The sequence below is a fragment of the Lactobacillus sp. WILCCON 0058 genome, assembly GCF_057198005.1.
In genome coordinates this window covers 635,303-659,215 of the sequence record NZ_JBUBHM010000001.1, presented here as the reverse complement: position 1 = coordinate 659,215, position 23,913 = coordinate 635,303, and the positions used below count along the sequence as shown (strand labels likewise).

The window sequence follows — 23,913 nt, the reverse complement described above, 5'->3', positions numbered from 1 at the left end:
AAAAATCCTCCTAAACTACTTGTCTGAAACGCAAGCGATACCTGGCAATTCCTTACCTTCAAGGTATTCAAGAGATGCGCCACCACCAGTTGAGATGTGAGTCAACTTAGGAGCGATCCCCAATTGCTTGGCAGCAGCAGTTGAGTCACCACCGCCGACAATAGTAGTAGCGTCTGGCAAGTCAGCCAAAGCACGGCCAACTTCCAAAGTACCCTTGGCGAAGTTTGGCATTTCGAAGACGCCCATTGGCCCGTTCCAAACAACAGTCTTGGCACCTTCAAGAGTCTTCTTGAAGAGTTCAACAGTCTTAGGACCGATGTCCAAGCCCATTTCGTTGTCTGGGATGTCTTGGCCAACAACTTCTGAAGCTGCATCGTTGTTGAATTCAGTTGCAGCTACGTTGTCGATTGGCAGAACCAGCTTGTCGCCAGCCTTTTCCAACAATTCCTTGGCAAATTCAACCTTGTCGTCTTCAACCAGGGACTTGCCGATCTTGTGGCCTTGAGCCTTCAAGAAGGTGTAAGCCATACCACCACCGATGATGATGTGGTCAGCCTTTGGAATCAAGTTGGTGATAACGCCGATCTTGTCAGAAACCTTAGCACCACCAAGGATAGTTACGAATGGGTGAACTGGGTTAGCAACAGCGTTGCCCAGGAACTTGATTTCCTTTTCAAGCAGGAAACCAGCAGCTGCAGGCTTGCCGGCAGCCTTCATGGCAGTAGCGATACCAACGTTTGAAGCGTGGCTTCTGTGAGCAGTACCGAAGGCGTCGTTTACAAATACGTCACCCAATGATGCCCAGTATTCACCCAGCTTAGGGTCGTTCTTTGATTCGCGCTTGCCGAAGTCGTTGTCGATGTCTTGGAAACGAGTGTTTTCCAAAACAACTACGTCGCCGTCCTTCATGTTGTTGATAGCGTCTTCAACTTCCTTGCCTTCGTTTGAAGGTACGAAAGTTACAGGCTTTTCAAGCAATTCGCTCAAACGCTTGGCAACTGGAGCCAGGCTCAAGCTCTTCTTGTCTTCATCGCTCTTGATCCGGCCAAGGTGGGAAAGCAAGATAGCCTTGCCGCCGTTTTCGATGATGTACTTGATGGTTGGCAAAGCAGCTACGATACGGTTGTCGTCGCCAATAACGCCGTCCTTAATCGGCACGTTGAAGTCAACGCGAACCAAAACCTTCTTGTCCTTAACGTCTACGTCAGAAACAATCAATTTAGCCATTGAAAAAAATCTCCTATATTCATCGAAAAAAGACGGAAGGAAGATATTTCCCTCCGCCTTCTTTCACACTACTAATTCAATTTAGAGAACTTTAAATTAAAGAGTAGCAAAGTGCAACAAAGTACGAACCATTTGGCAAGTGAATGAGTATTCGTTGTCGTACCAAGCAACAGTCTTAACAAGTTGCTTGTCGCCTGCAGTGATAACTTGGGTTTGAGTTGGGTCGAAGATTGAACCAGCAGTCATGCCCAATACGTCAGTAGAAACGATTTGGTCTGCGTTGTAAGCAAATGATGGGCTTTCGTACTTCTTCATAGCTGCGTTAACTTCTTCAGCAGTTACCTTCTTGTCCAAGATAGTAACAAGTTCAGTTTCTGAACCGTCCTTAACTGGAACACGTTGTGCGTGGCCGTCAAGCTTGCCGTTCAATTCTGGCAATACCAGACCGATGGCCTTAGCTGCACCAGTTGAGTGAGGAATGATGTTTTCAGCAGCGGCACGAGCGTTGCGGAAGTTGTTGCCTCTGTCAGGACCATCCAAAACCTTTTGAGTTGCAGTGTAAGCGTGGATAGTAGTCATAGTACCAACTTCGATACCGAATTCCTTGTTCAAAGCGTTAGCCATTGGAGCAAGTGAGTTGGTAGTGCATGAACCAGCTGAAACGATAGTGTCGTCAGCAGTCAAAGTGTCTTGGTTTACTGAGTAAACGATAGTCTTCAAGTCGTTGCCGGCTGGAGCTGAGATCAAGACACGCTTTGCACCAGCGTCAAGGTGGGCTTGTGACTTAGCCTTGCTAGTGTAGAAACCAGTACATTCAAGAACGAAGTCAACGCCGTCGTTCTTAACCCAAGGAATGTTTTGAGCTTGTGGTTCAGCGTATACGCGGTACTTCTTGCCGTCTACAACCAGTGAGTCTTCAGTAGCTGAAACTTCGTGGTCGAAAGTGCCGTGAGTTGAGTCGTACTTCAACAGGTGAGCCAACATAGCTGGAGTAGTCAAGTCGTTGATAGCAACAACTTCGATGTCCTTGGTTTCTTCACCCAAGTCCATGATACGACGGAATGCCAAACGACCAATACGGCCAAAACCGTTAATACCAATCTTAACTGTCATATTCGAAAAGTCCTCCTTAAGAACTATAAACAACATTTTATTTTAAGCGGGAAGACCCGTTTAAAATCTGATTTGCGGCTGCCTCATCAGTGATAAGCCAGGTTTGATGAGGAGCGTTGCGCATATAGGCCTTGATAGCCTTGGCCTTTCTCGTGCCAAGGGCAATTGCCAGAATATGCGGGACGTTCGTTAGGTTCTCGAACTGCAATCCAACCTGTCTGATGCGTTCGACAACGTGGCCTTCTTCATCGAAGAAACATCCAAAACATTCGGTGACGGCCTTGTTCTCCCGCAGACGGGCCAGGGCAACAGAATCGTAGCCCCGCCTCCTGGCCATTTCACTGGCCAGGCCAATGCCATGAATCACGACATCGCTTTGGGAGATATCCTGCAGCACCCCACTGATTTCCGGATCCCGGACCAAAGAACGGTAAGCGTCCTTGGAAACATGTTCCGGCAAAAAGAGGGATTCGTAGCTGCCGCCAGTCGCCCGGGCCATTTCCTGAACAACCGCGTTGCTTTCCGTGTTGACCCGGCCGCCCAGCGCCCCTCTGCCAGGGACGAAGATCAAGCTCCGGTTCTCACTCAAGCTGCGGTTCAGCTTCTTAGCCACTTTGGCGATTGTCTTGCCACCCATGACGGTGACAATGCAGTCTGCCAGAGGCAAGAGCAAATTCAAGGCTGAATTCAGCTCTTCGCCCGCCAGGTCATAAACCCGGCTCTGCAGGTCCGCGTCGCCAGCCACGATAATTGTCCGATCAATTCCTAAAGCCTGGGCCAACCATACTTCTGCTTGGCTGGCATTAAAAAGTCGATCAACAATCGGTGCTGCATCTTTTACAACACTCTCTCCTTTTTCAGTCAAGAACATCCCGAAATTCTTGATTTCGATCAGACCCTGGTCACGCAGGTAATCAGTTTCGGTCCGGATGTTCCGTTCGCTCAGCCCCAGCTGCTTGGCCACCGTCCGGCGGCCGATCGGAGCATGCAGGCTAACCTGTTCAAGGATGAGATATCTTTGTCGAAAGATCTTTAAAGCATCGGGAACAAGCAGTTCGAGCAGGGATAAATCCGTGTTCAAAGTAACCATCCTTCTAGTGGGACGTTTTCCGACCATGTTGTTGTCGTTTCCTGTCCCACATTGCTTAAAAATATAAGAGAAACAAGACTTCGCTTCAATCTCCATTTCTCTCTCGACACTCTTAGTATAACAGAATTCGCTCCGTATGCAAGTTTTTTTCTGGCCCTGCCCGGGCAAAAAGCCTGTTTTATAACTTTCTTGAGCTTTTTCGCAGATACTTTACAAGTTTTTACAATTTTTTTGCTTTTCCCCCTTCCCATTCTCTGAATCTCTGCTATAATTAATAACTGTGATTGGGACCCTTAGTGTAATGGATCGCACGCAAGATTCCGGTTCTTGAAATCTGGGTTCGACTCCCAGGGGGTCCATCATATTAAAACCGCTGCTTTTCAGCAGCGGTTTTCTTTTTGTCTTTTTTATCTTTTTCTGTTTGTTTTGCCTTCTCTTTATCAGTCAAAGAGAGCGGCTAGATCCTGCAAAGTCAGGTCCTGCTTGGCCTGGCCCTGGTAGTCATGGGTGATTTGACCATGATCCAGAACCAAAAGGCGGTTGCCATACTTCAAGGCATCTTCCATATGGTGGGTAATCATCACCGCGGTGATCTTTTGAGCCCGAATCTGCTCATCGGTTGCCTCCATCAGCTTGCGGCTGGATCTGGGGTCTAAAGCCGCGGTGTGCTCGTCTAACAGCAAGAGCTCTGGCTTGTTGTAAGTCGCCATAACGAAGCTCAAGGCCTGCCGCTGGCCGCCTGAGAGCTGGTCAACCGGCAGGTTCAGCTTGCCGGCCAGGTCAGGGTTGACCTTCTCCAGGGCCTTTTTGAAGGCCGGAATGTTTTCTTTCAGCCGGCGCAATTTCAGTCCCCGCTTCTGCCCTCTTTTTGACGCCAAAAGCAAATTCTCGGCTACAGTCATCCGGGGCGCCGTCCCCATCTTGGGATCCTGGAAGACCCGGGCGATGTAGCTGCTGCGCTTGACCTCGCTTTCCTTGCTGATGTCTTTGCCGGCATGCAGGATCTGCCCGCTTGTCGGCTGGATGGCCCCAGCCAAAACGTTGAGCAGGGTGCTCTTACCGGCCCCGTTGCCGCCCAGCAGGCAGATAAAGTCGCCTGGCTTGATCTTGAGGCTGAGCTTGCCCAGGATCTTGTTTTCCTCACTCGTGCCGCGGCCGACGACCACTTCCAAATCGGTCAGTTCCAGTAAATTTTGACTAGTCATGCTTAAGTCCTTTCATAAAAGTCTGCTTGAGGCGGAGTTTTTCTTCAACTTGCGGCAGCATCATGCAGGCGGCCAGAACCAGTGAAGAAATCAAGTTCAAGTTGTTTGAAGACAGACCTACCTGCAGGACCGCCAATAAAAGCAGGCGGTAGATAATGCTGCCCAGGGTCACCGCGAAAAGGCGGCTGGCCAGGCCCAGGTTTCTGAAAACAACCTCACTGATAATAATAGAGGCCAGGGCGATAACGATCGTCCCCATCCCCATGTTCACGTCAGCATAGCCATTGCTTTGGGCGACAACTGCCCCGCACAGGCCAACCAGGCCATTGGAGATCATGAGGCCTGCCACCGTCATCTGCTGGGGGCTGATCCCCTGGGACTTGGCCATCTGCGGGTTGTCACCCGTAGCGATGAAGGCCTGGCCAAAGTCAGTTGACAAGAACCAGATCAAAGCGCAAGTTACCAGAACCATCAAGATGGTGCCGGCAGCAACACTGTCAAAGTACTGGGGCAGTTTTTGTAAAAACGGCAGGGAGTAGATGGTTTTTTTGCCCAAAAGGGAAACATTGGACTTGCCCATGACCATCAAGTCAATGGAGTAAATCCCGGTCATGGTCAAAATTCCGGCTAAAAGGCTGGGAATCTTGCCCTTGGTGATCAAGAGGGCAGTGACCAGGCCAGCTAAAGCCCCGGCCCCAAAAGCGGCCAGAGTGGCCAAAAAGGGGTTGGTCCCCTGCACGATCAAGCTGACTGAAACGGCAGCGCCTAAAGGGAAAGTCCCTTCCACGGTCATATCCGTGGTGTTCATGATTCTGAAACTGAGAAAGAGGCCCAGGCCCAGAAGCCCCCATAAGAAGCCCTGGCCGATTGCCGATACGATCAAATTCATAAAAATCCTCCTTGCAAATTACTTGTAGATGGTCCCCTTGGACTTGGCTTCTTTTAAGAAGCTGGCCGGAACCTTGATGCCCAGCTTCTTGGCTTCCTTAAGGTTAAGGTATGGCGTGCCGTGTTCAACATAGCGGATGGCCATGTCGCCGGGCTTTTTGCCCTTTAAGATCTGGACAGTCATCTTGGCCCCGATCAGGCCCAGCTGGTACTGGTCCACGCTGTAGGTGGCCAGGCCCCCGTCTTTAACCATGGTGCCAGCAGCCGGGAAGACCGGCTTTTTAGCCGCGTTGGCGTTTTTAACCAGGGTCTGCATGGCCCCGGCAATCGTGTTGTCAGTTGGCACGATCACCGCGTCAACCTGGGTCAGCATCTGCTGGGAGACCTGGTTTAAGTCATTGCTGTTGGAAATGGAGTAAGCCTTGTAACTGATCCCCATCTGCTTGCAGTAGCTGACGATCTGCTTGTAGCCAGACACGGCTGAGCTGTCGCTTGAGGTGTAGATGATCCCCAGGGTCTTCAGCTTGGGCAAAAAGCGCTGGATCAGCTTGAGCTGCTGCTTGATCGGCGCCCGGTCGCTGACCCCGGTGATGTTGCCGCCGGGACGCTTGTTGTTTTTCACCAGGCCCGCCCCCTTAGGGTCAGTCACTGCCCCCAGGACGATCGGCTTCTTTTTGGTCGCGTTGGCCAGGGCTTGAGATGACGGGGTCGTAATCCCGAAGAGGACATGGTCCTGGCTGTTGACTAATTTTTCCGCCATGGTCTTCAGATTGCTCTGGTCATTGTTGGCGTTTTGGTAGTCGATCTTGACCTTGTAGCCCGACTTGGCCAGGCCCGCCTTGTAGCCCCGGTAAATTTCGTCCAGGGCCGGGTGGCGCATCAGGGTCAAGACCCCTACTCTGACTTCCTTGCTCTTCTGCGCTGCCGGCTTGATGTTGATAAACAGGGCAGCTGCCAAAAAGAGATAGATTGCGGCAAAGGCCGCGAGCACCTTTTTCATTCCATTACCTCGCAAATTAAAGCAAAAACTATTTTTTGAAACAAAGGGAAAAATAAAAAAAAAACGAACCGAAAACAAAAGAAAAAGGAGGATCCGCCTGGATCCTCCTTTTCTGCCTGTAAAAGAAAAATCCGGATAGATTATTTACTATCCGGACCCTGATCAACTTTCAGCAATTCAGACAGCAATTCAAGCCAAAACAGATTGAATCGCCCCGCGAAACAATCTCTACTTGAATTGCCAGCTTTCTTTTACCATTGCTTGAAAGTTCATCTTTTTTACCTCTCGGTTAACATTTAATTTATTTTTAACTAATCTTACTGGAAAGCCTTTCCCCTGTCAAGGGGATTTTTTATTTCTTTTTACCAGTGGCCGGAAAGAATTTCCCCTCTTTGGGCCAGTTGGACATAAAGCTGGCCGCCATCGCTGGCCAGGCCCTCGATTTCCCGGTTGGAGACATGCTTCCAGGTCTTCTGGTAAGTCCCGTCAGTCTTCAGCTTGAAGATCAAGTTGTTGAAGGCCAGGTACATGTTGCCGCCGCCCACGCTGAAGCCTTGGACTGGAGAATTGCCAGCCTGCTGCTTGACAAAGTGGCTCTGGCTGGCCGTTACCTGGCTGACCTGCCAGCGGTCGTTGACCAGGTTCAAGCGCCAGAATTCATAGCGGCCGTAAGCTGCATTGTGGAAGACCCCGTACATGGTATTGTCGCCCACAAAAGCCGCGTTGTGGAAGTAGCGGCCGGAAGTGCCGACGTCAACCCGGATGGTCCAGACCTTATTGAGAGTCAAGTCGCTCTTCTTCAGCTGCAGGATTTCTTCAGAGTAAAAGCCATTGCTTGCCCCGCCCGGCAGCTTGTTTTCGTTGGCCAGAACATAGATGTACTTTGCGCTTGCCCCCAGGGACTGGCCGTGGCCCAGGCGCAGGTACGGACTCACCTTGACATTTTGGGAGTAAGTCTTGAACTTGCTAAAACTCAGCTTCTTGTAAAGGTAGCTGCGCGGTGACAGGTACTGGGCCTGGTACTTGTTCAGCTTCTTCATGTTAAAGGCTACGATGTTGCCTTTAAGCTGGTCACTGGCCACGGCAGACCGGTACCAGCTGCTGTAAGCCCAGCCGCCGTTTACGGCCAACCCTTCCATAACGGGGCCGACCTGCTGCCAGTCATTGGTCTCCAGGCTCAAGTTGCGCGGCTCCCAAAGCTGGGTAGCCAAAGTCAAGCCGCCGCTACTCCAGCGGTTGCTGCTGGTCTCTACGCCGTAGCGGTGAGCGGCATTCCAGTTCTTGGAGCTGCCGGAGTGGCTTCTCGTGCTGGCTACTTCCTTAGGCCCCTTCTTGGCAGTGACGGCCAGCTTAAGCTCCCGGTTCGGGTTGGCCGTCTTCACTACTTGAACAACCGTCTTGGCCTTGCCATAGGTAAAAGTCAGCTTGTCTCCGGACAGACTGGCCTTAACCGCGCCATTTGCCGGGTCCACCATGGTCCCGTGAGCGTCAGTGACATAGCTGATGGCATCCTTGTAGTTGAAGCGGTTGTCGTCTTTAACTAGACAGACCTGCTTGGCCGCCGAAATCTTGTTTCTGACGAACCATTTTTCACTAACCCAGCCTAATGGACGGCCGTTGGCATAGATGTAGGCATAAGTCCCCTTCTTGGTCTTCTTGCTGGCCGTTGACTGGATCTTGCTGTATTTGAAGTACTTGGTGGTCGTCAGCTTCTTGCTGGCCCCCTTGCTTGTCACTTTGGCATAGATCCCCATGTTTTTCGTCCCCGGCATCTTGCTGACCGTAGCCGCCTGGGCCGTTTTGGCCTGGCCGGCAAAGGCTGCCGCCAGCAACAGAGAGCAAAGCAGTTTCTTATTCATTTCTTTTTCCACTTTCTACATAAATCAGATTTTTCCCGGCTAAAAAAGCCTTTCCACACAAGGACATTATAGCACCGGTTTATTTTTCGAAAAAGAGTGCTCCAAGTTTGACAGACCGGGCCAGGAGTGTTTTAATTAGCACTGTATCCAAATGAGTGCTAATCAAATTCACTAGGAGGAAAATTATGTTAGTACCTACAGTTATTGAACAAACGGCCCGCGGCGAACGCGCTTATGACATTTACTCCCGCTTGCTGAAGGACCGGATCATCATGTTGAGCGGTGAAGTCAACGACCAAATGGCCAACTCCATCATCGCCCAGCTGCTTTTCCTTGACGCGCAAGACAACACTAAAGACATTTACATGTACATCAACTCACCAGGCGGCGTAATCACTTCCGGCATGGCCATCGTGGACACCATGAACTTCATCAAGTCCCCAGTTTCCACCATTGCCACCGGTATGGCAGCTTCCATGGCCTCAATCATTTTGGCCGAAGGCGAAAAGGGCAAGCGTTTTGCCCTGCCGCACGCTACTGTCCTCATCCACCAGCCTTTGGGCGGGGCGCAAGGGCAAGCCACGGAAATCCAGATTGCCGCTGAAGAAATCCTGAAGACCAGAAAGATGATCAACGAACTTCTGGCTAAGGACTCCGGCCAGGACATCGAAACCATCAAGCGCGATACTGAACGCGACCACTACATGACCGCCCAGGAAGCCAAGGACTACGGCTTGATCGACGACATCATGGTCAACCAAAACAAGTAATCCGCTTTTTAGCGGAAAGAAAATCCAGACGACTGCTATAGCCGTCTGGATTTTTCTTTTGTCTTCTATTAGCGGAGGTTTTCCGCGATCTCATGCAGTTTCTTCAAGCGGTGGTTGACCCCGGACTTGGAAATCGGGCCATCGGGAACCTGCTCAGCCAATTCCTTAAGGGAGAGTTCCGGGTGCTGCAGGCGGAAGCGGGCCAGGCTGGCCAGCTTTTCCGGCAAAGACTCCAGGCCTTGCTTTTCTTCGATCAGTTCAATGTCTTCCACCTGCTTGGCCGCCGCGCTGGCCGTCTTGCGGAGGTTGGCCGTGTCACAGTTGACCAGGCGGTTGACGGAATTGCGCATGTCCCGCATGATCCGCAAATCCTCAAAGGCCAGCATGGCATTGACCGCTCCGACCACGTGAAGGAAGTCGCCGATTTTTTCCGCTTCTTTCAAGTAGACGATGCTGCCGCTTCTGCGGGCCGTCACCTTGGCGTTGAGGTCGAAGTACTTGTTCATGATCTCCTGCAAGTCCTGGCAGTGGTTGGCATAGGTGCAGTAGATTTCCAAGTGGTAGCGGCTGGTTTCCGGATTGTTGACGCTGCCGCTGGCCAAAAAGGCCCCCCGCAAGTAGGACATCGATCGCTGCTCTGAATGCTTGATCTTGTCCGGCACCCCAGTGATAAAGCCTTTTTCCGGGGAATAGATCTCCAGATCCGCCATGATCTCGCTGACCATCTGGGCCACTCTGACCAGGTACTGGTGGTTCTTCTTCAGCTTCATCTTCCTGGTCACGATCAGCTGCGGCTCAAAACCGTAGGCCGTCTTGATCAGGGAAAAAATCCGCCGGGCAATGGCCGGGTTTTCCGTCACGATGTCCAGGCTCATCTGCCCGTCATGCCGGCTCAAAACCGCGTTCATCCGCAGAAAGGCCGCCAGCTCTGCCTTGGCGTGCTCGGGATGGACCTCGATTGAAGTCAGCTCTTTTTTTACCTCACTGGCATAACTCGCCATTAACTTCCTACTTTCTCTTAAACATTTCCTGCAGGGCCAGGTCGATGATTTCCCTGGCCACTTTGTCGCCGTCATGGAAGACCAGGCCACTTCTTTGGTCGATAAAGTCATCCGTGATCACCCGGCAGTTCTGCGCCTTCAAGCCGGCAAAATCGTTGGCGACCGGCTTTAAGTATTCATCATAGTCTTCCGGGTGGAACTTGCTCATGTCAATCTGGGCCCCGTTGACCAGGGCCGTGTCGATATAGTTGCCGCCCAGGTGCTGGTTGATGACCCGGACATGGTCAGCATCGCTTAAGCCGACAGTTTCCCCGGCCTGGGTCATGATGTTGCAGACGTAAACTACTTCTGCCTTGGTCTCCCGGACTGCTTGCCCGACATTAGGGATCATCAGGTTGGGCAGAATTGAGGTAAACAGTGACCCCGGCCCCAAAACGATGGCGTCAGCCTGCATGATGGCCTCAATCACCGGACTGGGAGCCGCCGGTTCACCGTCATCGGCCGTTACCCAGACCCGCTTGATCTGCTTGTGCTGGCTGGTAATTTCCACTTCCCCGCTGCTTTGGCTGCCATCCATGAATTCCGCGTTCAAGGTCAAAGGCTCGTTAGCAGAAGGATAAATGTGGCCGTCGACTTCCATCATGGCCGATAAGGTCTGGACAGCGTCAAAAATATTCCCTTGCATCTCACTTAAGGCCGCGATAATTAAGTTGCCAATCGCATGGCCGGAGAAAAAGGAGTCCTTTGAGTCAAAGCGGTATTGGAAGATCTGCTTTTTTTCTTCCGACAGGTCGCTCAAAGAAACCAAAACATTGCGGATATCGCCCGGGGGCACGACGTTGATATAGTTGCGGATGATCCCGGATGAGCCGCCGTCGTCAGAGACGGTCACGATTGCCGTGATCTCCGCGTCCTGCTTTTTCAAAGCCTGCAAAATAACCGGCAGGCCGGTCCCCCCGCCAATAACGACCACCCGGGGCCGGCGGCGCTTGATGATGCGGATGATCTTGTTTTCGCCTAAAGACATGCTGAATTCCTACTTTCTGAGATAACGGCTGATTTCCCGGTGGGTAATGTCAACCGGATATTTTTCAGACAAGTCGCGCGCCAGCTGCTGGGCAATCGAGACGCTGCGGTGCTGACCGCCCGTGCAGCCGATGGCAATCGTCAGTTTTTCCTTGCCTTCGTTGATGTAGCCTGGAATTGCCGTCAACAAGAGGTCCAGCAGCTTGCCATAGAAGACCTTGGTTTCGTCCTTGTCCATGACATAGTTGAAGACCCGCTTGTCCAGCCCCGTGAAGGGACGCAGTTCCGGAATGTAGAAGGGGTTGGGCAAAAAGCGAACATCCATGACGATGTCGGCGTCGATCGGCATCCCGTACTTGAAGCCGAAGGACATGACCTCAATCCCGAATTTTGGCTTGTGGAGGGCCCCAAACTTGCTCTGCAGCTTCTGCTTCAGCTCCTTTGGCGTCATCTTGGAAGTGTCCAAAATGTAGTTGGACCGGTTTCTCACCGGGGTCAAAAGGCGGCGCTCATCCCGGATCCCGTCCAAAAGGCGGCCGTTTTCCGCCAATGGCGGCAGGCGGCGAGTTTCCTTGTAGCGGGCCACCAGGGTGTCATCAGAAGCTTCCAAAAAGACGATCGTGGCCTGGGTCTGGCCGCTGTCTTCCAGGGAGTTGATTTCGTCGATCAGGTCCTTGTAGAAGGACTTGACTCTGAGGTCGATCACCACGGCAACTTTTTCAAAATCTTCCGAGGTGTTCATCAGGTCCCAGAAATTGCCCAGCAATTCCGGGGGCAGGTTGTCGACCACGAAGTAGCCGACGTCCTCCAGTGAGTGGGCGGCGACAGTCTTGCCGGCCCCGCTCATCCCCGTCAAAATCAACAGCTGTTTCTTGTATTTTTCATGCATGATTCCGTATTGCTCCCTTAAAACGTTAAATTCTATCATACCGGGCGTGCCGCGTCTTGGCAATCAATTAGCCCTGCCTGCATTCCTATTCTTCACTCTTATTATAAAAAATCCCGCAGACCATAGACCGTTCTCCCCTTAAATCCAGTCAAGGTCTCCGCGTGCACCAGAGCACTTAAAACCGCTTCTTCGATCGTCTCCGCCCCGGCTTCAAAGACCGGGTCCAGCTGACTGTCTGGCAAAAAGCTGAAGCTTTCTGCTGCTTTGGCGAAATGGCTGACTCTTTGCGCCGTGGAAAAAGCCAAGGCGATATCGCCGGACCCGTCCCCAATATACGACCCGGTCCTGGCTAAGCCAACCGCGCTGCGGCGGGCCAAGCGGCCAAGTTGCCGGCTGGAGAGGGGCAGGTCGGTGGCGATCACCATCACGATTGACCCCTGGTCTTTTTGATAGCGGTCATAAAGCTGGTTATTTTCTGCTTTTGCCCGGGCCAAAACGGCGGCTTTTAGTTCCTGGCCCAACAGCCGGCCTCCGGCCCGCAATTTGCCAAAAGCCCCGAAATTAGCGCAAACCAGGCTGGCCAAGTGATATTTTTTGCCCCCCAGTTCCAAAAGCCTGGAGGCAGACCCAATGCCGCCCTTAAAGCCTAAACAGCGCATCCCGGTGCCAGCACCAACGTCGCCCTCTTGCAAGGGCGGATTCTCTTCAGCCAAAGCCAGGGCCGCCAGAGCATCACTTTCTTTAACCGGCAGGGATCTGATATCGTTCAAGTCCCCGTCGTTGCACTCCATCACGACCGGATTGACCGTCCCGGTTGTGAGACCGATCTCCGGATTGCGGTCCAGCATATAGCGGGTCAAGGCCGTCCAGCAGGTCCCCACGGCCAGGGTGTTGGTCATCAGGATCGGGGTCTCCAGACTGCCCAGCTCGCCGATCTGAACTAAACCAGTCGTTTTGCCAAAGCCATTGATCACCTGGCCGCTGGCCAGCATTTTTTGCTTGAAAATATCACTTCCGGGAAAAATTGCCGTGACGCCGGTATTGACCCCGCCCTTTCGCAGGGTTACCTGGCCTACCTTAATCCCCGGAACATCGGTTATGTCGTTTTTTTCTCCGGTTCGATAGGCCCGGGGCAAAAACAGTTCTCCTTTTAAGCCCATCTTCCACCTCAGATTTCCGTCATGAACATTTTCGCCGTCAAAAGCTCCATAATGCTCTTGGCCCGGTAGGACACGACCCGCTCGCCTGCTCTTTCAGCTCCTGGATAAAAAGAGGCGGCTCTGGCCCGGCCAGCTGAAGAAAAGCAGAATTCCAGCAGGTATTCGTCAGCTAAAAGCGGCAGACCGCCCGCACCCGCCAAGGCTTCCTTGATCCCGGTCATGATGGCCGCTTCTATTTCCTCCGGGCTCTTGTTGACAGTGGCGCTGCCCACCCCTTTTTTGGTAGCACAGGTCACGATGCCCGGGCAAAATTCTTCCGCCCGCCGGCAGATGCCGGCATCCCCAGCCAGGAAAAATGAAGGCACCCCGTACTGGGCCGCGCAAAGGCTGTTGAAGGTAAATTCCGAAGCCAATTCCCCGTTCAGCTTGACCCAGGAATACCAGCCATGTTCCACCGTGTGATCCAGGGGCGTTTCACTGGAGCCAGCCGGGGAATGGCTGCCAATATGGATTGCCCCGGCATAGTCAGCGGAAATGCCAGCCATCATTTCTTCTGGTGAAGAGTCCCAGCCCTGGATCAGTTCTGTTCCTGCCGGCAAAAGGGCCAGGTCCAGGTTGATCCCGTCTTCGTGCCCGTCTTTGACCGTCACCTTATAGCCGGCCTGCTGGCAGGCTTTGACCGCGGCCACGGTTTCCCTGGTCATTTCTTTTAGGGCCAGGTCGTAGCCTTTATGCCCATAATGGGTCTGCTCCCAGCTGGTAACGCCGGCGCAGCCCTCCATGTCACAGGAAATATAAATCTTTTTCTCCATTTGCCTAACCTCCCCTGCTTTTGCTTTTTCCTTACACTTTTTTACTGCTTGCTTACATTTTACCATCAAAAAAACTGCCAACACTTAAACAATCTGTTAAGTATCGGCAGTTTGACATGCTTAACGGTGCATGAAGGCCAAAGCAATCTCATTGATCCCGAAGATCATCAGGTAGATCGCGATCAAGTAGACCGTGCTCATCCCCGCGATAACCGGACTAAACAAAAGCATAATCCCGACAACCAGGCCCAGGATGTTCAAGAGCAGGTTGAAGAAGAAATACCAGCCGGTCTCAAAGAAACGCAGGTGCCAGGCAAAGACAATCCCGATCACCGAGTCAACGATGAACCAGATGGAGACCACGATAGCAATCGTGTACGCCCCCACCTTGTTGTTCCACAGGAAGAAGATCCCGATCAAAATGTCAAAGATCCCCGATAACAGGGTGGTCCAAGACGGGCCAAAAATCCCATGAAAGCCAGCATACATGGAGATCCAAGCGATCCCCTGCATGATCGACAAGACGGCCAAAATGATGACCAGGCCCCGCAAGCCCTTGCCAGGGTTGGCAAAGAGAAAAATGCTCAAAACGACGGAGACAACCCCCGCGATAAAAACGCCCCAGTCAAAGCCGCGTTTTTCGTTAAAGCCGGAATCAAACATAAGAATCATCCTTTCACACTAATGCAAAAATTCTGACAATTATTTTGGCTTCCGCTTTCATTTTACAATATTTTGCGAAAAAGGTTTAGGGGCGAATTAAGATTCTTTTTCTTTATTTGCAAGGCTCTTTTCAGTCAAAGCCTTGTCCCGGTCCAAAACCGGCTTAAGGTATTTGCCAGTCCAGGACTCTGGGCAAGCCGCAACTTCTTCCGGCGTCCCCGTGCAGACCACCTGGCCGCCCCGCTCACCGCCGTCCGGCCCCAGGTCGATCAGCCAGTCAGCCGTCTTAATTACGTCCAGGTTGTGCTCAATTACCAAAACAGTGTTGCCCTGGTCAACCAGGCGCTGAAGGACTTCCAAAAGGCGCTTGATGTCATCGGTATGCAGACCGGTAGTCGGTTCATCCAGAATATAGAAATTCTTCCCAGTTGACAATTTTTGCAGTTCGCTGGCCAGTTTCATCCGCTGGGCTTCCCCGCCGGATAAAGTGGTCGCCGGCTGGCCCAGTTTGACATAACCCAGACCAACATCAACGATGGTCTGCAGCTTGCGGTGGATCTTTGGAATATTGACGAAGAAGTCGCAGGCTTCACTGATGGTCATGTCCAGAACTTGGGCAATGTTCTTTTCCCGGTAGGTCACTTCCAGGGTTTCAGAATTATAGCGCTGGCCGTGGCAGACCTCACAAGGAACGTAGACGTCTGGCAGGAAGTTCATTTCGATCTTGAGGATCCCGTCCCCGTGGCAGGTCTCGCAGCGCCCGCCCTTGACGTTGAAGGAGAAGCGGGCCTTGGTGTAGCCCCGCATTTTGGCTTCATTGGTCTGGGCAAAAAGGGTCCGGATATCATCAAAGACACTGGTGTAGGTCGCCGGGTTGCTCCGCGGGGTCCGGCCGATTGGGCTCTGGTCAATGTCGATCACCTTTTCGATATTCTTCCAGCCAGTCAGTTTCTCATACTTGCCCGGCTTGGCGGAATTATGATTGAGCTTCTGGGCCAGGACTCGCTTTAAGATCTGGTTGACTAGGGTAGACTTGCCGGACCCGGAAACCCCGGTCACGACCACGAATTCGCTCAAAGGAAATTCAACGGTAATGTTCTTCAAGTTGTTTTCCGCTGCCCCGGTCAGCTTCAGCTTCTTGCCGCTGCCCTTGCGCCGCTTCAATGGAACTGGGATAAACTTTTCTCCCCGCAGGTACTGGCCGGTCAAAGACTTTGGATTGGCCATGACTTCTTCCGGCGTGCCAGCCGCCATGACTTCCCCGCCAAAACTGCCGGCGCCTGGTCCCATGTCGATCAAATAGTCAGCTGCCCGCATGGTTTCATCATCGTGTTCAACGACAATCAAGGAGTTGCCCAAATCCCGCATCCGCTTCAAAGATGCAATCAAGCGGTCATTGTCCCGCTGGTGCAGGCCAATAGAAGGTTCGTCCAAAACGTACATGACCCCGGACAGGTTGGAGCCAATCTGGGTGGCCAGGCGGATCCGCTGGGCTTCCCCACCGGACAAAGTCCCGGCTGATCTGGACAGGGTCAGATAATCCAGGCCGACGCTGACCAAAAAGTTCAAGCGGTCGCAGACTTCTTTCAAGATCGGCTTGGCAATGGCTGCTTCCTGCTCGCTTAAGTCAACTTCCTTGAAAAAGGCCAGGGCATCCTTGATCGACAAATCGCTGGCCTCAGCCAAATTCTTGCCATTTACCTTGACTGCCAAAGCCTTCTCATTGAGCCGCTTGCCGCCACAGACCTCACAGGGCAGCTCGGTCATGTACTTGCCCATGACTTCCTGCATGAACTTGGACATTGGCTTGGCATAGCGGCGGTCGACATTGTTGATCACCCCTTCAAAAGGCTGCTTGGTGTCGTTGACCCCAAAGTCGCCTTCCAAGTGGAAGTGAATTTCCTTGTCTGACCCGTTCAAAATGATGTCTCTTTGCCGCTTGGTCAGCTTTTTAAAAGGCTTGTCCATCGGGATCTTCAAGGCCTGGCAGGCCTGCTCCAGCATCCCCATGTAGTACTTTGACCCTGCCCAAGGAGCCAGGGCACCATCAGCTAAGCTCTTGTCCTTATCCGGAACCACCAGGTCCGGGTCAACCGCCAATTTCATCCCCAGGCCATCGCAGGCCGGGCAGGCCCCAAATGGCGCGTTGAAGGAGAAGAGGCGGGGCTCCATTTCCCCAACCGTGAAGCCGCAAAGAGGACAGGCATAGTATTCAGAAAAGCTGAGCTTTTCGCCCCCAATTACGTCAACATCCATGTAGCCTTCAGACAGGCGCAGGGCCGCTTCAGCCGAGTCAAAGAGGCGGGACCGGATCCCGTCTTTGATAACCAGGCGGTCAACCACGATTTCAATGTCGTGGCGCTTGTTTTTCTCCAAGGCAAACTCTTCGCTGGCATCGTGCATCTCACCGTCAACGATCACCCGGACATAGCCGGCCCGGCGGATTCTGGCAAAAACTTCCTTGTGCTCGCCCCGCTTGCCCCGGATGACCGGAGACAAAAGCTGGATCTTGCTTCTTTCCGGCAAATCCAAGATCCGGCTCACCATCTGGTCCACCGACTGCCGCTGGATCAAGGTGCCGTCATTTGGGCAGTAAGGGTGGCCGACTCTGGCCCAAAGCAGGCGGAGGTAGTCGTTGATTTCAGTAACCGTGCCGACTGTTGAGCGGGGGTTGTGGGAGGTCGTCTTCTGGTCGATGGAAATAGCCGGGTTGAGGCCATCGATTGAGTCAACGTCCGCCTTGTCCATCTGGCCCAGGAACTGACGGGCATAGCTGGACAGGGATTCGACATAGCGGCGCCGGCCTTCAGCGTACAGGGTGTCAAAAGCCAGTGAGCTCTTGCCTGAACCGGACAGGCCGGTGATAACAACCAGCTGGTCTTTGGGAATGGTTACGTCGATGTCTTTTAAATTGTGCTCACGGGCACCGCGGATGACGATTTTTCTATCTGCCATTGAAGTCCTTGCCTTTCTTCTTAATCGGTTTTCTCACTGAGCCTTCCAGCTCGATAATCGCGTCGCGGAGGTTAGCCGCGCTTTCAAAGTCCAAGCGCTTGGCCGCGTCTTGCATCTGCTCTTGCAAGTTGCTAATCATCTGCTTCTTCTGCTTAGCCGTCAGTTCATCGAAATTGAGGTCGGCGAAGGAATCTGACTTTTCTGCTTCCTTGTCGGCCTTGACCACGGAGATCATGTCCCGAACCGGCTTGATGATAGTCTTTGGCACGATCCCGTGCTCTTCGTTGAATTTCATCTGAATGGCCCGGCGGCGGTTCGTTTCATCAATCGCCAGCTTCATGGAATCGGTGATCCGGTCAGCGTACATGATGACCTCACCATTGGCGTTCCGGGCAGCCCGGCCCATGGTCTGGATCAGCGGCCGGTAAGCTCGCAGGAAGCCTTCCTTGTCCGCGTCCAAAATGGCAACCAGGGAAACTTCCGGCACGTCGATCCCTTCTCTGAGCAGGTTGATCCCGATCAAAACGTCAAACTTGCCCAAGCGGAGGTCCCGGATGATCTGCATTCTTTCCAAAGTCTTGATGTCCGAGTGCAGGTAGCGGACCTTGATGCCCAGGTCTTTCAAGTAGTCGGTCAGGTCTTCAGCCATCTTCTTGGTCAAAGTGGTGACAAAAACCCGCTCGTTTCTTTCAATCCTCAGGTTGATTTCAGCAACCAGGTCGTCGATCTGCCCTTCAATTGGCCGGACTTCGATTTTCGGGTCCAAAAGCCCGGTTGGCCGGATGACTTGTTCCACGATCCGGCTGGTGCGGTTTAATTCGTAGTCACCCGGGGTGGCTGACACGTACATGATCTGGTTGACGTGCTGCTCAAATTCCTCCAGCTTCAAGGGCCGGTTGTCCAAAGCTGACGGCAGGCGGAAGCCGTAGTCGATCAAGGTCTGCTTTCTGTTCCTGTCCCCATTGTACATGGCCCGGATTTCCGGCATGGTAGCGTGGGATTCATCGATTAAAATCAAGGAATCCTTGGGGAAGAAGTCCAAAAGGGTGTAAGGCGGCTCACCGGCCTTGCGGTTTTCCATCTGCCGGGAGTAGTTTTCAATCCCGTTGGTGTAGCCGACTTCTCTCAGCATTTCCAAATCATAGGTGGTCCGCTGCTTGATTCTTTCTGCTTCCAGCAGCTTGCCCTCTTTTTCAAACTTCTTGACCTGCTCATCCATTTCGGCCTTGATCCGGTCGATAGCGCCGGCCAATTGCTCATCATTGGTCATGAAGTGGGTAGCCGGGAAAAGGGAGATGCTGTCTCTGACCCCGTGCACTTCCCCGGTCAAGGGGTCGACTTCGACAATCCGGTCGATTTCGTCGCCAAAAAATTCAATCCGGTAGGCCCGGTCAGAATAGCCGGCCGGGAAAACTTCCACGACGTCACCCCGGACCCGGAAGCGGCCCCGCTGGAAGTCGATGTCGTTTCTGTCGTACTGGATGTTGACCAGGTCCCTAAGCAGGGTGTTTCTTTCGTATTCCTGGCCGGTGTAGACGTTTAAGACGCTGGCCGCGTATTCTCTTGGGTCACCCAAGCCGTAGATGCAGGAAACAGAAGCCACCACGATGACATCGTTTCTGGACATCAAGGCGCTGGTAGCCGCGTGCCGCAACTGGTCGATTTCATCGTTGATCGAGGCGTCTTTTTCAATATAAGTGTCTGACTGGGGCACGTAGGCTTCCGGCTGGTAGTAGTCATAGTAGGAAACGAAGTATTCCACGGCATTGTTTGGGAAAAATTCCTTAAATTCATTGTAGAGCTGGCCAACCAGGGTCTTGTTGTGGGTAATGACCAGGGTCGGCTTGTTCATTTTGGCAATTACATTGGCCATGGTATAGGTCTTCCCCGTCCCCGTTGCCCCCTTGAGGATCTGCTCTTTATCGCCGGCCTTAAAGCCGGCCACGAGCTGGTCGATGGCCTGCTGCTGGTCACCAGCGGGCTTATATGGTGAGACGAGTTCAAATTTGTTGTTGTCTTGCCGCTTGATCACGGTTCTTCCCCCTTAAACTTGCAATAATCAGTCGTACTCTATTTTACTACCCGAACATAGATTCTAACAATATTTTGCTCAAAGAAAAAAGCAGCAGACTTTTTGTCCGCTGCTTTGAATATCTATTTCAAAAATCCCTTGGCTTGCAGGTAGTTGTAAGCTTCCTGCCCGGCCACGCTGCCTTCGCCAACGGCGGTCGTGACCTGGCGCAGGTCCTTTGGCCGCACGTCGCCGGCCGCGAAAATCCCTTCCTGCCGGGTCCGCATCAATTCATCAGTTGGAATCCAGCCGTTTTCGTCCAAGATGTCCAGGTCTTCCAGGGCCTTGGTCACTGGCAAAACGCCCACGTAAATGAAGACGCCCTTGGTGGCAAATTCCTTCTCTTCCCCGCTGACCTTGTCCTTGTAGCGGATCCCGCTGACCTTGCCGTCTTCACCGACGATTTCTTCGGTCAAGGCGTTCCAGACGAACTTGATCTTCGGGTGCTTGAAGGCCTTCTCCTGCAGTTCAGGCTTGGCCCGCAGCTGGTCTCTTCTGTGAACGACCGTGACTGACTTGGCAGACTGGGCCAGGTAGAGCCCTTCCTGGATGGCTGAGTCGCCCCCGCCGATCACAGTCACGTCTTCATCTCTGAAGAAGGCTGCATCGCAGACGGCGCAGTAAGAAACACCATGGCCGGAATAAGTTTCCTCCCCCGGCACGTTCAAGTGCTTGTGCTCTGAGCCAGTCGCGATGATCACGGCTGGAGCCAAGTATTCCTCGCTGTCAGTAATCACCCGCTTGTAGTCGCCTTCCAGCTTGACGGCCTGGACGTCGCCATATTCATAGCTGGCCCCGGCGTTTTGCACGGTCTGGTACATCTTTTCGCCCAATTCCGGCCCCTGGACTTCCACAAAGCCCGGGTAATTGTCGATGTCGGCAGTATTGTTCATCTGCCCCCCGTAAATCCCCCGGTCTAAGAGCACCGTCTTCAGGTTGGCCCGGGCCGCGTAAACCGCCGCCGTCATGCCGGCTGGACCGGCACCAATGATTACTACGTCAACTTCTTTGGTCATAAACAGCCTCCTTGTTACTTACTTTTTACAAGTAATATAATACAGGATTTTCAAAAGATTGCAAGCCCCCCTGCTTAGATTCTGATTTCCGGTCCCATCTGCCGGCTCATCATCAGCTTGATCTCATCGTCGATCTGGGCTCCCTCATAGAGGACCTTGTAGATGGAAGCTGAAATCGGCATGTCCAAAGAATACTTGTCACAAATTTCGTGGACGGCCTTGACGGTTGTGGCCCCTTCAACGACCTGGCCCATGTTGGCCAAAACTTCATCCAATGGCTTGCCCTGGCCCAGCTGGTAGCCGCAGCGCCAGTTCCGGGAGTTAACGGATGTACAAGTGACGATCAAGTCGCCGATCCCGGACAGGCCGCTGAAGGTCCAAGGTTGGCCGCCAAAGGCCACGCCCAGGCGGGTAATTTCCGCCAGCCCCCGGGTCATCAAGGCCGCCTTGGCATTGTCCCCGTAACCCAGGCCCGCCAGGATCCCGGCCGCGATAGCGATGACATTTTTAACGGCTCCGCCGACCTGGACCCCGATTGGGTCGTTGCTGGTGTAGAAGCGGACGTAGTCATTTGAAAAAATCTGCTGCATCTTGGCCGCGTTGTCCAGACTGGTTGAAGCTAAGGTGATGGCCGTCAGGTCCTTTTGGGCGGTGTTTTCCGCGTGACTGGGGCCGGACAGGACGATCATCTTGTCAAAGCCGTCCGGGTAGATTTCGTCTTTAAAAATCTGCAAAACCAGCTTTTTAGTCCCCGGCTCAATCCCCTTGGTGGCCGAAACCAGGTAAGGCTGGCGGCCACTTTCGTCCAAAACCTGCCGGACTGCTTTAGCCACTGACCGGATTGCGCTGGTCGGTACGGCAAAGAGGATAATGTCACAGTCTTTCAGAACCTGGCCCATGTCGGTGCTGGCCCAGACGCTCGGGTTCAAGGTCCAGTCCTTCATATAGTGCAGGTTGGTGTGGTCTTGGTTGATCTCATCAGCAATAACTTGCCGGTGGGCGTAAAGGGCCACCTCGTGGCCGTTGTCAGTCAGCATGGAGGCCAGGACTGACCCCCAGGAACCGGCACCTAAAACGGAAATTTTTGTCATTTTTTCTACCTCTCGTATGGATATTTTAAACCGCTTCCTTCAAGATACCACTTTGGCTTGACTTTGACACGCCGGTAGACAAATAAAATAGCCACAGCTATTAAAAGCACGAGGCTGAGGGCCTGGGAAACCCGGATGACGCCGAAGATATAAAGGCTGTCCGTCCGCATCCCTTCCACGAAAAAGCGGACCACGGAATACCAGGCCAGGTAGAATATGAAGACTTCCCCTTGCTTAAAAAGATGCTTCTTGTGGCGCAAGGAAAGGATGATGATCAAGCCGATCAGGTTGAAGAAGGATTCATACAAGAAGGTCGGCTTGTAGTAGCTGCCATTAATATACATCTGGTCGATGATGAACTGGGGCAAGTGAAGGTTTTGCAGATACTGCAGGCTGCACTTGGCCCCGTGGGCTTCCTGGTTCATGAAGTTGCCCCACCGGCCCAGGACCTGGGCCGCCATCACGCCAGGTGCCACGATGTCCAGGACCAGAAATGGCGGCAAGAAGCGCCGGTAGCAGAAGACCAAGAGGACGATTGCCCCGGCGATCAAGCCCCCGTAAATGGCGATCCCCCCGTTCCAGATGGCGATAATCTCATCCGGGTGCTGGGAGAAGTAGCCCCATTCAAAAATGACGTAATAGATCCGGGCCCCGATAAAGCCGATCGGCACGCCCCACAAGAGCAGGTCGATGAAGTCGTCGCTCATAATCTGCCGTCTTTGCCCTTCTCTGATGGACATGAAGGTGGCCAGCAGGATTCCGCAGGCGATGATGATTCCGTACCAGCGGACATGAATGTTGCCGATACTGAAGGCAATTGGATTCAGTGCTAAAGTCACTAGTCGTCTTCACCCCGCTGTTCTTCTTCGGTATTTTCCGCGATCAAGCTAGTCAAGTTTTCGTCAAAAGTCTTGGCCGCGTCAAAGCCCATGGCCTTAGCTCTAAAGTTCATGACGGCCACTTCCACGATATTTTCCATGTTCCGGCCGACCTTAACCGGGATGGTGACCTGCGGCACCGCGATGCCGCAGATGATCCGGGTGTTTTCCTGGAAGCCCAGGCGGTCGTAATTGGCCTTGGAGTCCCAGTTGGTCAGGTTAATGACCAGGGAAATCTCTGTTTCGTCCTTGATGGCCCCAATCCCAAAGAGCTTAAGGACATCAATAATCCCGATCCCCCGGATTTCCATCAAGTGCTTCAAAATGCGTGGGGCTTCCCCGACCACGGTCTCGTGGTCCCTCTGGTAGACGTCCACCCGGTCGTCAGCGATCAAACGGTGACCGTGCTGAACCAGGGCCAGGGCAGTTTCGGACTTGCCGACCCCGGATTCCCCGGTTAAGAGAACCCCCATCCCAAAGACTTCGACCAAGACCCCGTGGACGCTGCTTCTTTCGGCCAGCTTCACGGCCAGGTACTGGGTAATCATGCTCATCAAGTAGGTCGTGGTGTCGTTGGAAATCAAAATCGGAGTCCCGGCTGCTTCCGCCGCCTCCTTCAGTTCAGCTGGCACCGGCAGATTGCGGGAAACCAGCAGGCAAGGAGTTTCTTTCTGGCAGATTTTTTCAAAAACCCGCCGGCGCAAATCGTGATCCAGGCGGGCAGCGTATGAAATTTCTGTTCTGCCCAAAAGCTGGACCCGGTCAGCCGGGTAAAAATCAAAGTAGCCGCTTAATTCCAGTCCCGGCCGGTAAACGTCGGAAACCGTAATCTTCTTGCCGGCCACATATTCTTGTCCCTGCAGAACCCGCAGGTTGGAATTGTCATTAATGAGTTCAGTTAGTTTTACCTTGTTCGTCATCATGTGCCTCACTCTCATCAACATCTCGCACTGTCACATCTTGCGCCTGTTTCCGCGGCCGCTCCGGATCTGCTGGGCCTGGCTTGAACCAACTGGATTCCGGCCGGCTGGGCAGCTGGTATTTTTTCCGCCAGTAAAAGCGGTAGTAGAGCCATAAAAGCAAAATTACGACCAGGCCCACCGGCAGCAAGGCGATCAAGGCCTTGAAGAAAACCGAGAGCAGGGCCAGGGCAACTACAGCCGCCAAAACCAGCAGTACAATAGTGATAAATGACATGT

Annotated in this window: 21 protein-coding genes and 1 tRNA gene; 2 read left to right on the top strand and 20 right to left on the bottom strand. The window is 53.0% G+C overall.

The window, feature by feature from the left end:
- Window positions 1-15: 15 nt before the first annotated feature.
- The 3 genes from ACYVUU_RS03225 to ACYVUU_RS03215 form a co-directional block, all read right to left on the bottom strand.
- On the bottom strand, window positions 16-1,227 hold the full coding sequence (locus tag ACYVUU_RS03225) for a phosphoglycerate kinase (protein WP_439775359.1): 1,212 nt from the start codon (window positions 1,225-1,227) through the stop codon (window positions 16-18).
- A gap of 96 nt (window positions 1,228-1,323) precedes the next feature.
- Window positions 1,324-2,340 (bottom strand): type I glyceraldehyde-3-phosphate dehydrogenase, encoded by a 1,017-nt coding sequence (gene gap, locus ACYVUU_RS03220; protein ID WP_201330120.1) that lies wholly within the window; start codon window positions 2,338-2,340, stop codon window positions 1,324-1,326.
- A 37-nt stretch (window positions 2,341-2,377) separates the two neighbouring features.
- Complete coding sequence (locus ACYVUU_RS03215; protein WP_439775932.1) at window positions 2,378-3,421, bottom strand: sugar-binding domain-containing protein; 1,044 nt, start codon at window positions 3,419-3,421, stop codon at window positions 2,378-2,380.
- A gap of 296 nt (window positions 3,422-3,717) precedes the next feature.
- Between ACYVUU_RS03215 and ACYVUU_RS03210 the strand changes: the two genes are divergently transcribed.
- Window positions 3,718-3,789 (top strand) — tRNA-Arg (locus tag ACYVUU_RS03210).
- An 81-nt stretch (window positions 3,790-3,870) separates the two neighbouring features.
- Here the strand turns inward: ACYVUU_RS03210 and ACYVUU_RS03205 are convergent.
- From ACYVUU_RS03205 to ACYVUU_RS03190, 4 genes are all read right to left on the bottom strand, one after another.
- A complete protein-coding gene (locus ACYVUU_RS03205) occupies window positions 3,871-4,635 on the bottom strand; it encodes an ABC transporter ATP-binding protein (RefSeq protein ID WP_484499928.1) in 765 nt (254 codons plus the stop codon).
- Window positions 4,628-5,524, bottom strand: a complete 897-nt coding sequence (locus ACYVUU_RS03200) for an ABC transporter permease (RefSeq protein WP_439775930.1) — start codon at window positions 5,522-5,524, stop codon at window positions 4,628-4,630. Before ACYVUU_RS03200 ends, ACYVUU_RS03205 begins: the two co-directional genes overlap by 8 nt.
- An 18-nt stretch (window positions 5,525-5,542) precedes the next feature.
- Window positions 5,543-6,523 carry a tryptophan ABC transporter substrate-binding protein gene (gene trpX, locus ACYVUU_RS03195; RefSeq protein ID WP_484499927.1) on the bottom strand — a complete coding sequence of 327 codons (981 nt, stop codon included), beginning with the start codon at window positions 6,521-6,523 and terminating at the stop codon, window positions 5,543-5,545.
- A gap of 362 nt (window positions 6,524-6,885) precedes the next feature.
- Complete coding sequence (locus tag ACYVUU_RS03190; protein ID WP_484499926.1) at window positions 6,886-8,382, bottom strand: SH3-like domain-containing protein; 1,497 nt, start codon at window positions 8,380-8,382, stop codon at window positions 6,886-6,888.
- Between the two features lie 185 nt (window positions 8,383-8,567).
- On the opposite strand from ACYVUU_RS03190, the gene ACYVUU_RS03185 reads away from it, so the two are divergent.
- The gene (locus tag ACYVUU_RS03185; protein ID WP_008461710.1) at window positions 8,568-9,152 is read left to right on the top strand and encodes an ATP-dependent Clp protease proteolytic subunit; all 585 of its coding nucleotides are present in this window, start codon (window positions 8,568-8,570) and stop codon (window positions 9,150-9,152) included.
- Window positions 9,153-9,220: 68 nt separating this feature from the next.
- Here ACYVUU_RS03185 and whiA read toward each other — a convergent pair whose 3' ends face one another.
- The 13 genes from whiA to ACYVUU_RS03120 form a co-directional block, all read right to left on the bottom strand.
- Window positions 9,221-10,153, bottom strand: a complete 933-nt coding sequence (whiA, locus tag ACYVUU_RS03180; protein ID WP_439775318.1) for a DNA-binding protein WhiA — start codon at window positions 10,151-10,153, stop codon at window positions 9,221-9,223.
- Between the two features lie 7 nt (window positions 10,154-10,160).
- The gene (locus tag ACYVUU_RS03175; protein ID WP_439775317.1) at window positions 10,161-11,180 is read right to left on the bottom strand and encodes a gluconeogenesis factor YvcK family protein; all 1,020 of its coding nucleotides are present in this window, start codon (window positions 11,178-11,180) and stop codon (window positions 10,161-10,163) included.
- A 9-nt stretch (window positions 11,181-11,189) separates the two neighbouring features.
- A complete protein-coding gene (gene rapZ, locus ACYVUU_RS03170; protein WP_439775322.1) occupies window positions 11,190-12,068 on the bottom strand; it encodes an RNase adapter RapZ in 879 nt (292 codons plus the stop codon).
- A gap of 101 nt (window positions 12,069-12,169) precedes the next feature.
- Window positions 12,170-13,228: a DmpA family aminopeptidase gene (locus tag ACYVUU_RS03165; RefSeq protein WP_484499925.1), complete on the bottom strand. Its 1,059-nt coding sequence runs from the start codon at window positions 13,226-13,228 to the stop codon at window positions 12,170-12,172.
- Window positions 13,229-13,236: 8 nt separating this feature from the next.
- Window positions 13,237-14,040: a M55 family metallopeptidase gene (locus ACYVUU_RS03160; protein ID WP_484499924.1), complete on the bottom strand. Its 804-nt coding sequence runs from the start codon at window positions 14,038-14,040 to the stop codon at window positions 13,237-13,239.
- A gap of 120 nt (window positions 14,041-14,160) precedes the next feature.
- Window positions 14,161-14,703 carry an HdeD family acid-resistance protein gene (locus tag ACYVUU_RS03155; protein ID WP_484499923.1) on the bottom strand — a complete coding sequence of 181 codons (543 nt, stop codon included), beginning with the start codon at window positions 14,701-14,703 and terminating at the stop codon, window positions 14,161-14,163.
- Between the two features lie 96 nt (window positions 14,704-14,799).
- Window positions 14,800-17,658 (bottom strand): excinuclease ABC subunit UvrA, encoded by a 2,859-nt coding sequence (gene uvrA, locus ACYVUU_RS03150; RefSeq protein WP_439775313.1) that lies wholly within the window; start codon window positions 17,656-17,658, stop codon window positions 14,800-14,802.
- Window positions 17,648-19,690: an excinuclease ABC subunit UvrB gene (gene uvrB / locus ACYVUU_RS03145; protein ID WP_484499922.1), complete on the bottom strand. Its 2,043-nt coding sequence runs from the start codon at window positions 19,688-19,690 to the stop codon at window positions 17,648-17,650. Before uvrB ends, uvrA begins: the two co-directional genes overlap by 11 nt.
- Window positions 19,691-19,812: 122 nt before the next feature.
- Window positions 19,813-20,745 carry a thioredoxin-disulfide reductase gene (trxB, locus tag ACYVUU_RS03140; protein ID WP_439775311.1) on the bottom strand — a complete coding sequence of 311 codons (933 nt, stop codon included), beginning with the start codon at window positions 20,743-20,745 and terminating at the stop codon, window positions 19,813-19,815.
- A 74-nt stretch (window positions 20,746-20,819) separates the two neighbouring features.
- Window positions 20,820-21,836: an NAD(P)H-dependent glycerol-3-phosphate dehydrogenase gene (locus ACYVUU_RS03135; protein WP_484499921.1), complete on the bottom strand. Its 1,017-nt coding sequence runs from the start codon at window positions 21,834-21,836 to the stop codon at window positions 20,820-20,822.
- Between the two features lie 5 nt (window positions 21,837-21,841).
- Window positions 21,842-22,675: a prolipoprotein diacylglyceryl transferase gene (gene lgt, locus ACYVUU_RS03130; protein WP_484499920.1), complete on the bottom strand. Its 834-nt coding sequence runs from the start codon at window positions 22,673-22,675 to the stop codon at window positions 21,842-21,844.
- Entirely contained in the window at window positions 22,675-23,634 is a 960-nt protein-coding gene (gene hprK, locus ACYVUU_RS03125; RefSeq protein WP_439775321.1) for an HPr(Ser) kinase/phosphatase, read from the bottom strand. Before hprK ends, lgt begins: the two co-directional genes overlap by 1 nt.
- On the bottom strand, window positions 23,609-23,911 hold the full coding sequence (locus tag ACYVUU_RS03120; RefSeq protein ID WP_484499919.1) for a hypothetical protein: 303 nt from the start codon (window positions 23,909-23,911) through the stop codon (window positions 23,609-23,611). Before ACYVUU_RS03120 ends, hprK begins: the two co-directional genes overlap by 26 nt.
- Window positions 23,912-23,913: the final 2 nt, after the last annotated feature.

Coding starts and splice junctions, on each gene's coding strand:
- ACYVUU_RS03225 (WP_439775359.1), bottom strand. CDS start 1,227: ATGGCTAAATTGATTGTTTCTGACGTAGACGTTAAGGACAAGAAGGTT.
- gap (WP_201330120.1), bottom strand. CDS start 2,340: ATGACAGTTAAGATTGGTATTAACGGTTTTGGCCGTATTGGTCGTTTG.
- ACYVUU_RS03205 (WP_484499928.1), bottom strand. CDS start 4,635: ATGACTAGTCAAAATTTACTGGAACTGACCGATTTGGAAGTGGTCGTC.
- ACYVUU_RS03200 (WP_439775930.1), bottom strand. CDS start 5,524: ATGAATTTGATCGTATCGGCAATCGGCCAGGGCTTCTTATGGGGGCTT.
- trpX (WP_484499927.1), bottom strand. CDS start 6,523: ATGAAAAAGGTGCTCGCGGCCTTTGCCGCAATCTATCTCTTTTTGGCA.
- ACYVUU_RS03190 (WP_484499926.1), bottom strand. CDS start 8,382: ATGAATAAGAAACTGCTTTGCTCTCTGTTGCTGGCGGCAGCCTTTGCC.
- ACYVUU_RS03185 (WP_008461710.1), top strand. CDS start 8,568: ATGTTAGTACCTACAGTTATTGAACAAACGGCCCGCGGCGAACGCGCT.
- whiA (WP_439775318.1), bottom strand. CDS start 10,153: ATGGCGAGTTATGCCAGTGAGGTAAAAAAAGAGCTGACTTCAATCGAG.
- ACYVUU_RS03175 (WP_439775317.1), bottom strand. CDS start 11,180: ATGTCTTTAGGCGAAAACAAGATCATCCGCATCATCAAGCGCCGCCGG.
- rapZ (WP_439775322.1), bottom strand. CDS start 12,068: ATGCATGAAAAATACAAGAAACAGCTGTTGATTTTGACGGGGATGAGC.
- ACYVUU_RS03165 (WP_484499925.1), bottom strand. CDS start 13,228: ATGGGCTTAAAAGGAGAACTGTTTTTGCCCCGGGCCTATCGAACCGGA.
- ACYVUU_RS03160 (WP_484499924.1), bottom strand. CDS start 14,040: ATGGAGAAAAAGATTTATATTTCCTGTGACATGGAGGGCTGCGCCGGC.
- ACYVUU_RS03155 (WP_484499923.1), bottom strand. CDS start 14,703: ATGTTTGATTCCGGCTTTAACGAAAAACGCGGCTTTGACTGGGGCGTT.
- uvrA (WP_439775313.1), bottom strand. CDS start 17,658: ATGGCAGATAGAAAAATCGTCATCCGCGGTGCCCGTGAGCACAATTTA.
- trxB (WP_439775311.1), bottom strand. CDS start 20,745: ATGACCAAAGAAGTTGACGTAGTAATCATTGGTGCCGGTCCAGCCGGC.
- ACYVUU_RS03135 (WP_484499921.1), bottom strand. CDS start 21,836: ATGACAAAAATTTCCGTTTTAGGTGCCGGTTCCTGGGGGTCAGTCCTG.
- hprK (WP_439775321.1), bottom strand. CDS start 23,634: ATGACGAACAAGGTAAAACTAACTGAACTCATTAATGACAATTCCAAC.
- ACYVUU_RS03120 (WP_484499919.1), bottom strand. CDS start 23,911: ATGTCATTTATCACTATTGTACTGCTGGTTTTGGCGGCTGTAGTTGCC.